Origin of the sequence: Veillonella sp. (genome assembly GCF_015058545.1) — a bacterium.
Lineage (GTDB): Bacteria > Bacillota > Negativicutes > Veillonellales > Veillonellaceae > Veillonella_A.
In genome coordinates this window covers 1-9,916 of record NZ_SVCB01000090.1, presented here as the reverse complement: position 1 = coordinate 9,916, position 9,916 = coordinate 1, and the positions used below count along the sequence as shown (strand labels likewise).

At 41.2% G+C, this 9,916-nt stretch carries 11 protein-coding genes and 1 riboswitch; of the genes, 8 read left to right on the top strand and 3 right to left on the bottom strand.

Translation table 11 applies throughout. The features are described 5' to 3' along the window. Nucleotides 1-209 precede the first annotated feature (209 nt). From E7204_RS06140 to E7204_RS06130, 3 genes are all read left to right on the top strand, one after another. Nucleotides 210-704, top strand: a complete 495-nt coding sequence (locus E7204_RS06140; protein ID WP_295182822.1) for a hypothetical protein — start codon at nucleotides 210-212, stop codon at nucleotides 702-704. Nucleotides 705-787: 83 nt separating this feature from the next. Continuing rightward, on the top strand, nucleotides 788-1,057 hold the full coding sequence (locus tag E7204_RS06135; protein ID WP_295182820.1) for a hypothetical protein: 270 nt from the start codon (nucleotides 788-790) through the stop codon (nucleotides 1,055-1,057). 272 nt (nucleotides 1,058-1,329) lie between these two features. Next, nucleotides 1,330-2,031, top strand: a complete 702-nt coding sequence (locus E7204_RS06130; protein WP_295182818.1) for a hypothetical protein — start codon at nucleotides 1,330-1,332, stop codon at nucleotides 2,029-2,031. Nucleotides 2,032-2,247: 216 nt separating this feature from the next. Here the strand turns inward: E7204_RS06130 and E7204_RS09620 are convergent, their stop codons facing one another. From E7204_RS09620 to E7204_RS06120, 3 genes are all read right to left on the bottom strand, one after another. Continuing rightward, nucleotides 2,248-2,316: a putative holin-like toxin gene (locus tag E7204_RS09620; protein ID WP_226974403.1), complete on the bottom strand. Its 69-nt coding sequence runs from the start codon at nucleotides 2,314-2,316 to the stop codon at nucleotides 2,248-2,250. Nucleotides 2,317-2,541: 225 nt separating this feature from the next. Beyond that, a complete protein-coding gene (locus tag E7204_RS06125; RefSeq protein WP_295182817.1) occupies nucleotides 2,542-3,129 on the bottom strand; it encodes a GH25 family lysozyme in 588 nt (195 codons plus the stop codon). Nucleotides 3,130-3,229: 100 nt separating this feature from the next. After that, nucleotides 3,230-3,847, bottom strand: coding sequence for a sigma-70 family RNA polymerase sigma factor (locus E7204_RS06120; protein WP_295182815.1), 618 nt, complete (start codon nucleotides 3,845-3,847; stop codon nucleotides 3,230-3,232). Nucleotides 3,848-4,538: 691 nt separating this feature from the next. On the opposite strand from E7204_RS06120, the gene E7204_RS06115 reads away from it, so the two are divergent. The 5 genes from E7204_RS06115 (at nucleotide 4,539) to ribE (E7204_RS06095) (ending at nucleotide 9,715) form a co-directional block, all read left to right on the top strand. After that, on the top strand, nucleotides 4,539-5,603 hold the full coding sequence (locus E7204_RS06115) for a hypothetical protein (protein ID WP_295182814.1): 1,065 nt from the start codon (nucleotides 4,539-4,541) through the stop codon (nucleotides 5,601-5,603). 83 nt (nucleotides 5,604-5,686) lie between these two features. After that, a riboswitch (FMN riboswitch) is annotated at nucleotides 5,687-5,820 on the top strand. A gap of 184 nt (nucleotides 5,821-6,004) precedes the next feature. Then, on the top strand, nucleotides 6,005-7,207 hold the full coding sequence (gene ribD, locus E7204_RS06110) for a bifunctional diaminohydroxyphosphoribosylaminopyrimidine deaminase/5-amino-6-(5-phosphoribosylamino)uracil reductase RibD (RefSeq protein ID WP_295182813.1): 1,203 nt from the start codon (nucleotides 6,005-6,007) through the stop codon (nucleotides 7,205-7,207). Next, the gene (gene ribE / locus E7204_RS06105) at nucleotides 7,188-7,886 is read left to right on the top strand and encodes a riboflavin synthase (RefSeq protein ID WP_295182811.1); all 699 of its coding nucleotides are present in this window, start codon (nucleotides 7,188-7,190) and stop codon (nucleotides 7,884-7,886) included. The genes ribD and ribE (E7204_RS06105) overlap by 20 nt, the downstream gene beginning before the upstream one ends. Before the next feature lie 89 nt (nucleotides 7,887-7,975). Then, on the top strand, nucleotides 7,976-9,172 hold the full coding sequence (locus E7204_RS06100; protein ID WP_295182809.1) for a bifunctional 3,4-dihydroxy-2-butanone-4-phosphate synthase/GTP cyclohydrolase II: 1,197 nt from the start codon (nucleotides 7,976-7,978) through the stop codon (nucleotides 9,170-9,172). Nucleotides 9,173-9,253: 81 nt separating this feature from the next. Beyond that, nucleotides 9,254-9,715 carry a 6,7-dimethyl-8-ribityllumazine synthase gene (gene ribE, locus E7204_RS06095; protein ID WP_295182807.1) on the top strand — a complete coding sequence of 154 codons (462 nt, stop codon included), beginning with the start codon at nucleotides 9,254-9,256 and terminating at the stop codon, nucleotides 9,713-9,715. Nucleotides 9,716-9,916 lie beyond the last annotated feature (201 nt).

Genomic DNA, 9,916 nt, shown 5'->3' with positions numbered 1-9,916 from the left:
AGCACCTTTATTGTATCGGATTTTATTCAATATATCTTTTTTTGTGCAAAAAAAAGTAGGCGCCAAGAGGACACGCAACTAGCGTTTCTCTTTAGCGCCCCAAAATAAATTATAGAACCGGAAAACTGGCAGCAGTTACGCATAAAGCTGCAGATGAAATTATTAAAAGAACTGATGAAGCCAATAGAATTGCTCATGAAAAGTTACAAATGAAGGTAGAGCGAGCTGAAAACAGCTTACAAGAATTGGGGCGAATGAAACAACAAATTTATGACAATTCACTCAGACAATTTGTTCAAGCATTTAGTTTGATTCAACGTGTTCAATTAAAGGAGCTGAAAGGTTTTGAAAATATGAATACAGTTGACGAAATGATAGGTGCTATTGAACACGATATTTCATTAATTGATAATGCGACTGCTCTGGCAAAAGGTACTGTAGGCGGGGCCTTAACTGCTTTTGGTGCATATAGTGCAGTAACAACATTTTCTGCAACTTCCATTGCCGGAGCCGGTGGAGCAGCTACTGTAGGTAGTGGATTAATAGTCATGCCTACTTCAGCTGTTGCGGCCGGTGGATTATTAACCAGTACAGCAACATTAATAGGTGGCGCATTCTTAGGACCTTGCTTGGCGATTGCCGGAAAAATTGCTGAAACAAAGGCCCGTACAAAAGAGTGTAATGCATTGCAATATGAAAAATAACCACCAAAAAAATAGAACAACTTCAAGTAAAAGCTAGCAACTGTACAGCAATTGCAGCGCAAGCTGATTTATTTTGCAAACTATTGGGACAATTGAACTCTAAATTCTGGCCTCGAGTAAAAAATATGCGCGCTGCCATAGAACGCGAAGGCTTAGATCCTAATACCTATTCAAAAGAGACGTTAGAGCTGTTAAGTGTAGTGGTCGCTTTAGCAAAAGCTATTAGCACAGTTTTAAATACTAATATTGTTAATAATAAAGGGCAAGTAGAGTTTGCTTCACAACTGATTTATAATCAAACAAAGTCTATGCTTGATGGGTTTAATCAACCGGTAAAAATGATTAGTAAATAGTAAACTTTATTTCACTCCGCCACCCCTATGTCCGGGTACTATGTTATATTAACGATGTACCCGGATGTAGGGGTGATTTTATATGCTCAAAAGTCGCTCATGGCACTGCGACGTGAATCCTCAAAATCCGTAACAGTATTGATACACTAATTCTTTTGAGTGAGGTAAAGTAGGGGGTAGAAAGTATGGAACGTATTAAGTATTTATTTTTCCTAAATGACAACAAGCCATTAAAAGAGCGGTTTATTGACCGGTCCGAGTCAAAAATATTTATGTTTCTGTCATTTTTCTTTGTTTTGCTGCTGCCGATGGCTGCCATATTCCATAAAGTAGTTGGTGTAGGTATGCCCATGTTTGACGCTTTTATTGTTGTCATCGGGGCCTGGGTTTTGAATACGGTTTGGATGCTGTTTCGTAATCGCGCCGAGACTCAAAAAGCTCGTTTTTTCGTAAATATTTTACTTTGTTTGGGCAGTATACCGATTTTAGGTTCGTTTTTATATACGCCGCCTTACTATTCACTGCCAATCTTAATAGTTGCACTTTTATGGCTTGGTATCTTAACAGTAATAAGAGATTCCATACAGACATATTGGGATACATTTATCAAAATGCGTTGGTTCTTTTTAGGTGTGATGATTTTATGCTATGGTACGGTAATTTATTATGAGACCGGTTATCGTGACTTGCCACCAACCATAGTTCAGCCGATAATTTATGCACTGGAATTCTATATTGTAAGTTGTTTTACAATGCTGCAATTAGTGTATCTGAAAAAGGACATTGCCGGTTTTTATGATGAAAAGAAGATAACGGAATGTTACAATTGCGGCAACGTATCCGATATCTGGGACCAACCCGGCGGTAAGTTCTATGTGTTAAAATCCGTTGCCGGCATTGTTGTCAACTTTATGATGCTATTAATCGTTTGCATCAAGATTGGGCTCCATATATTGATACATTATATTTGGTAAAAATTTCCTACTACTAATGTTGAGATAGGGCAGAAAAGAGTAAGTTAAATCTCTTAGCTTAGTCAGTAGTTGCTTGACTTGACGCTTATATGTTAATGCGTTAAGATATATATAAGACGAGCCGTCATAGTGTGTAGCAACGCTAGGCTCATCTCCAGTGAAATAGGTAAAATGAGAAATGGCCTAGTCGTTACTTTTAGCGATTTAGGTCATTTTTCATTTAAGAATCAAGACCACTAATGTAGCAAAAGCTATCATTAAAGATAACGCTTCGAATACACTCATGATCTCACCTCCTTAACGGAGATGACCTAGTCATACTATAACGGCTCTTGATTATTAGTATACTCCTTTGTTGTTCATAATTAAAGATTATTTCGAAAATATGTTCTCGAGGAAAAGTTGAAAGAATACGGAAAATAAAAACCGGCAATGGTATTACACCGCCGGTTCTCCTTTAAAACAATATTATTCTTTAAATTAAGCCTCTATAACTTCAATTGAATTACTTTACGACCACAACACATCCCCGTCAAACATCTTTTCACCAATCCTCAATGAATCGGTATACTGCCACATATGGGCGGACGGCAGATCGCAGGTGGTATTATACTGGGCGCACCATTTAGGGCACATGAGCTGAGTACCGTCGATGTGATTGGTCCACCAATCTAAATTAGCATAGACGCCGGCATAGGCGTAGCCGGCTTGCCAAGCTGCATTTATAAAAGCACTGCAGCGATTGGTGATTTGCTGGGTGTCCCAATAGGGGGCTTCTTCCATATCGTACCAAAGGCCCATGGCTAATCGCTTTGGAAATAGGCCACAGTCGTTTAATATGTGAGTAACGAACACGGCTTCTTCGATGGCATCGTTGCAGTTTTGAGCGTAGGAGTAATAGTATACGCCGATGCTTAGGCCTGCATTCAAGGCCCCGTTTACATTGCGATAAAATTGACTGTCCAAATGACCGCGACCGTAGCCAAGTCGTATGATGGCAAATTCAATCCCCGCATCACGTACTTCTTGCCAGTTAACAATACCGTTATGTTCGCTTACATCAATTCCGTAGTGTTTATTTAACTGATTCATTTTCATAGTATCTTTTGTAGCTCCTTAGTATCATACTTATATCTTTTTATTGTTATTTGTTAGTATTCATAATATTTTATTGGTATTCATAAGAATTTGTTGTTTCTCATTGTTTTTTATTCAGCTCTTCATTAAAAAACACTGTTAAGGCTGCCAGGGCTCGATTTTTATGTTGTTGCATGGCCTGGCGGCTCACTCCGTAGTTTTTAGCTATACGAGCTAATGGAATGTCCTCAACATAATAGTTGTAGAGCAATTGCTGTTGCTGTGGCATGAGTCGTTTAAAGACTCGCGTCACGGCTTTTTTATTTGTATTGCCTAAGGCAATTGTTTCGGCGCTGTCTGAAGGCTTCAAAATATCTTCAAAGGTCATTGTACTGTCTTCGCCGTCGGTGGTTTTATCCATGATGAAGGTTTCTCGTTGCCATTGTTTACGAAGTTTTCGAAAGGCATTGTATTGACCGTATTTTATGCGACTTTTGACAAAACCGGAGAAGGGAACATCACCGTTAATGTCGTATTCTTTGACGGCCCTAATGAACACTTCCCACAGTAAGCTTTCCATATCATTGCCTTCACATTGCACGGCGCTTACATGGGCATACTTATGGATAAGTCCTTCATATTTCAGGCATAGCGCTCTAAGCGCAGTCTGATTATTTTGCTGAGCCGCGTTAACAGTGGCCATTAATTGGTTATCGCTCCATGCTACATTGGGAGTCATAGTAAAAACCTCTTTTCCTTATACGTTTAATTAGGGATTTCCTCGAGGATGTTTCAATTTAAATTTTGAGTCTGCTGTTGCAAAATGATTTGTTCTGCTGTGGCGAATTAAGTTATTCTGCTGTATGAACTGAGTTATTCTGCTATTGCAAACTGAATCGTTCTGCTGGTGCAAAATTTATTGGTTGATAAGTGAATTGCAATCACGAGTCTTAGTATAGTCAAGCGCCGGTTTTCAATCAAATCCAGGGAAAACTCGAAAAAGTTTACCACTTTTGAATCTTGATTTATTGTGTGCCAAGGTATAGAGTAGAGCATGTCGGTAATATGTCAGATATTTTCATGATTACAAATTTATTCTGACTGAAAAATGATGATATTAGTATGATATTTTTAATAAAAAATATATCGACTATGGAGAGCTTAGAGTTTGGGGCAGGCAAGTCCATTGGTAAAACATTGGCAAAGCGTAATAACGTAAGGATTAAATGCATCTAAATATAATTTCAGCTAAATGTAAATGAAGCTGCTGATTTAGAATGAGTTGGCATAGTATTTTGACAAAAGTGACCACAGTTGACAGATTTTAGTGGCATTTAGTGGTAAAACGGTATATTACTGCGTTATAAGGATCTTCCAAATTTAAATTAATTGACCGCGGGGATTTATGTGTATAGGGGAGTGTTGTATATATGGCGGAAAATGACACGTATGCTTTGATTGAACGAACGTATTGTATAGATGCCGGTAAAGATTTTATAATTCCGCAATATCTTAATTTCTTTCTGGGTATCTTGGAGGAGCTCTTGCAGGAGGCCTTGCTTGATACCGCACCCATAGAGGCGATAATGAAGCCTTTTAATGAAGGGTATATGCTTTTGGTGGAGTATTTGAAGCTGAATATTTTTTCACGGCGTCATGCGAATAAAATTGTGGCGCTGTTCAACGACGGTTATATGCTGGCCATGAATCCCGAGTTGCCTTGGGATCGCGAACAATACGCTGTTTATGTTGAGGATGCCCACATCATTATGTCCAAAATGTGTCATTTAGTGCATTCCGAGCAGCGTTATGCGTGCCTTACGCAGAAGCGTTACTCTATGTTAGCGTCCCGTTCCATGGCTGATTTAATCGGTGTTACCAGGCTTAGTAATCAAGAAATGACCTGCAAGTCTAAGGAGAGGCCTGATTTTAATTACGGCCGTATTTATATCAAGGGCTTTCGCCGCATCATACACGATATTAATTTAGCGTTAGTCAATTTCGGCTATAAAGAATTAACGCCGCCGTTTCAAGTTTTATTATGCAGTATCATGGAGCTATACGATATAGTGACGCGTTTGAAGAACATGGTACGTTTCATTGAAGTTTCTAAAAAGATACCACGCTCTTATATACGCCGTGAAATTGAAGCGGTGCATCAATCTTTTTACGCCTTTGAATCTGCCTTTTTGAATGCTTTTTCAAAAGAAAGAGCGGCGGATACTGTATCCCAAAATGTCACTACTCAGCCACAGCAAGGGGGGACGGGATGTGTTTTTTCACAACCTCACAAAGAAAAATCAGCCCGCGTTTTAAAGAGTTTAGCCGTCAACTTGGCCTCATTGCGCTGGGGTCTGTACTTTTTGACACTCACTTACGGCAGTGGTTTTATTAATCAATACGGTCAATTGGAAATTCGTTCGATTAAAACTAAAAACAACCTGAAGAACACAAGTAAAATAAGCTGTGTGCAAACCTCTTGCACTATCAGCTAAATGATAGTATAATCAACTACAGAAAAGATGCTCGATTTAATACTAATTACATTTGGTTGAGTCATCTTAAATAATTATATATAGATAGTCTTTGAGGCAAGGTGCGGAATGAAATATTCCAATTCCTGACCGGCGGTCATAGTCCGCAAGCTCTGAAATGGGTTGACTCGGTGCGATTCCGAGACCGACAGTATAGTCTGGATGGGAAAAGACACGCTATACGTTTGCGTTTTAATTAAGCTGTTAGGATTCAAGGTATTTCTTTTAAGCGGTTGCTTTGATTGATTAGCGATAATCGATAGACTTTCAGCTGCCATTAAACATTAAACGATATATAACGTAAATGACTCAGGGACTATAGATACTATGGTCCCTTTTTTGTTAGGAGTTGAGTTCATAATATGAGAGATGAACAATATACGGGGAATACGCTAACAACTGAATACAGCACGGATGAGCAGTACATGCAGCGGGCGTTGATGTTGGCGAAACGAGCGACCGGCTTTACTCATCCCAATCCTATGGTGGGCGCCGTTGTTGTGAAAAATGGCGAAATCATCGGCGAAGGCTATCATCAAAAAGCCGGCGAGGCTCATGCCGAGGTACATGCTCTAAAGGCGGCCGGTGAAAACGCCAAGGGGGCGACCCTTTATGTAACGCTGGAGCCTTGTGCCCATTACGGCAAAACACCGCCTTGTGCGAAACGAGTTATCGAAGCGGGTATTAAACGCGTTGTGGTTGGTTTAATCGATCCGAATCCGCTGGTGGCGGGTAAAGGTATTCAGATGATTCGCGATGCGGGGATTGAAGTGACTACCGGCATTTTGGAAAAGGAATGTGCCAAGCTGGTGGAAGGGTTTCTGACGTTTATAAAAACGGGCAAGCCCTTTGTGACTTTGAAATCGGCCATGTCTTTGGATGGTAAGATTGCTACGCGCACCGGTCACTCTCAGTGGATTACGAATGAGACGGCGCGCAAGGACGGTCATATATTACGGACCCTTCACGACGCAATTTTAACGGGTATCGGTACGGTGTTAAGCGATAATCCAAGTCTTAACTGTCGTTGGCAGCCGGCTGAAGATACAGGCCGAGCCGTGCATCAACCGGATGTTATCATTCTTGATAGCTTAGGGCGAACCCCGATAGGGGCTAACATTTTTAAACAAGCCAACCGTAAGGTATATATATTTGTAAGTCCTCAATGTGAGGCAAAGCGAATTGCCGAACTGGAAGCGGTGGGCGCGCAGGTTGTCGTCATTGATAATAAAGCGTCTCAACAAGACTCGAATAAACAGCTGCCGATTGAAGAAATTTTAACAAAAATCGCTGAACTCGGTTATACGTCCGTACTCGTCGAAGGTGGCAGTCAGGTCATAGCTTCCTTTGTAGAAGCTAAAGCGTTTGACAAAATTGTTACTTACATTGGTAACACGATTATCGGTGGTCAAACCGCTTTAGGGGCTATCAGCGGTCAAGGTATCGATCAGTTGACGGACGGCGTCAATTTGATTTTTGAATCGGTGACGATTTTAGATAATAACATTCGTATTGAATCGTATTTGGCAGGAAGGAGCGGTGCCTATGTTCACGGGGATCATTGAAGAAGTGGGCCATGTTGTCAGCGCTCAGCGTAACGCGCAGGCCATGAAACTCACCATCGCCGGTGACGTGATTTTTTCCGACATGCACATCGGCGATTCCATTGCGGTCAACGGCGTCTGTCTTACCGTTACCTCTTTTGCGGGTAAACAGTTTGTAGCCGACCTCATGCCGGAATCGGTGAATATGACGACCTTTGCTAAATTCACATCCGGTCAACCGGTTAATCTGGAACGGGCCATGGCGGTGAACAGTCGCTTCGGCGGTCATATGGTGGCCGGTCACGTAGACGGGCAGGGTCGCATTCGTCAAATCCGTAAACTGGATAATTCGGTGGTTTTCACCATTGAAACAACGCCGGATGTGCTGGATTATATTATCTACAAAGGCTCTATCGCCGTTGACGGTGCGAGTCTTACCGTTTTCAAACGAGAGAGTACGTATTTTGAAATCTCTATTATCCCGCACACCATTGCCAACACGATTTTGGCAAACGCCACGGTGGGCACCATGGTAAATCTGGAAACGGATATTGCGGGCCGTTACATTCGTCATTTCATTGCCTTAGATAAGGATGCTGACACTGCGGTGCCGGCGAGTAAGCGAGGTACCGAAGAAACAGGTAAAGGGTCTAACAAGAGTTTTTCAAAAGACTGGCTCATGAGCAAAGGCTTTATCTGAGAAGAACAATACATAATTAACAAGCAACATCAAACTCATAACAGTTTATTTTTATAGATTTACAATTCATGTTTTAAGGAGATGCTAGTATGGCAAAAACATTGAACACCATTGAAGAAGTTTTAGAAGATATTAAGGTTGGCAAACCGGTAATTATCGTGGACGATGAGAAACGTGAAAACGAAGGCGATCTCATGGTTGCTGCTGAATTTGCCACTATGGAAAATGTCAATTTCATGGTGAAAGAAGCGCGTGGTATTGTTTGTACGCCGATGAAAAAAGAAGATTTGGACGCCCTCGAAATCGGCCAGATGGTTACGAAAAATACGGATAATCACGAAACGGCTTTTACCGTAAGTGTTGACCATATGGATACTACAACCGGCGTTTCACCATACGAACGTGCCTTAACAATCCGAGCTTTAATTGACGGCAAAGCTCGTCCGGAAGACTTCCGTCGCCCGGGCCATGTGTTCCCATTGCAGTATAAAGAAGGGGGCGTGTTGGTTCGTCAGGGCCATACGGAAGCATCTATCGATTTATGCCGTTTGGCAGGCCTTAAGGAAGCATCCGTAATCTGCGAAATCACCAAAGATGACGGTAATATGGCTCGTCTCGATGATTTATTGGCATTTGCGGAAAAACACGATTTAAAAATTGCATCCGTAGCAGAACTCATTGAATATCGTAAGTTGCATGAGCCAATTATTACCTTGGCAGCTGAATCCAATTTACCGACTGAATTCGGGGATTTCAAGATTTTCGTTTTCAAAAACTACTTGGATCACAAAGAACATTTAGCCATTGTTAAAGGTGATGTGAAAGACCTTGAAAACGTACTCGTTCGCGTTCACTCCGAATGTCTTACCGGTGATGTGTTCGGCTCCAAACGTTGCGATTGCGGCGAACAGCTTCACAACGCGTTACGCACTATTGAAAAAGAAGGTAAGGGCGTGGTTGTGTACATGCGCCAGGAAGGTCGCGGCATCGGCCTTACCAATAAGATTAAAGCGTATGCTTTACAGGAAAAAGGCCTCGATACGGTGGAAGCGAATGTGGAATTAGGTTTCCCACCTGATATGCGCGAATACTCCTTGGCGGCTCAGATTATTCGTTTCTTAGGCATTAAGAGCGTAAATCTGATTACCAATAATCCGCTCAAGAAAACCAGCTTGGAACATTGGGGCATTAAAGTGAATAAACGTGTTCCTGTTATTGTAAAGGCCAACAACATCAACGCCGGTTATTTACAGACTAAAAAAGAAAAAATGGGTCATTTGTTATAATTAAGATGAGCCAATTATTATAAGTTAGAAGAAGTTGAAGTTTTATTTTAAAACAATCACTTAGACTATTAGGAGGCTATTATGATGGTTACAGAAGGTAAATTATTAGGCACAGGTAAACGCTTTGCTATTATCGGTTCTCGTTTTAACGAATTCATTACTTCAAAATTAATCGGCGGCGCTATGGATGCTCTCTTGCGTCACGATGTAGCGGAAGAAAATATTAATACTATTTGGGTGCCGGGCGCTTTTGAAATCCCGGTTGTTGCCAAAAAAGCAGCTCTTAGCGGAAAATATGACGCTATTATCTGTGTTGGTGCCGTAATTCGCGGATCCACGACTCACTATGATTATGTTTGCAGCGAAGTGTCCAAAGGTATCGCTCATATCAGTCTTGAAACAGGTGTACCGGTAATGTTCGGTGTACTTACGACTGAAAATATCGAACAGGCCATCGAACGTGCCGGTACAAAAGCGGGCAATAAAGGTTTCGATTGTGCTATGGGCGCTATTGAAATGGTTAACTTGTTGGAACAAATCTAAAATTTTTATAGTTAGTGAGTATCAGTGCCAATTATTGAAAGTATAATTGGCACTGTTTAATTGTACGCCGAATAGGCATGACTAAACCCCCAGTTAAACTGGGGGTCGGTAAAAAACTCTTATAGAAAAGGAAAGAACCTCCTAATGGTACAATGAAGTTGGTCTGGCAACCACAACATTTCAACTTAGGAGGTTCAATGT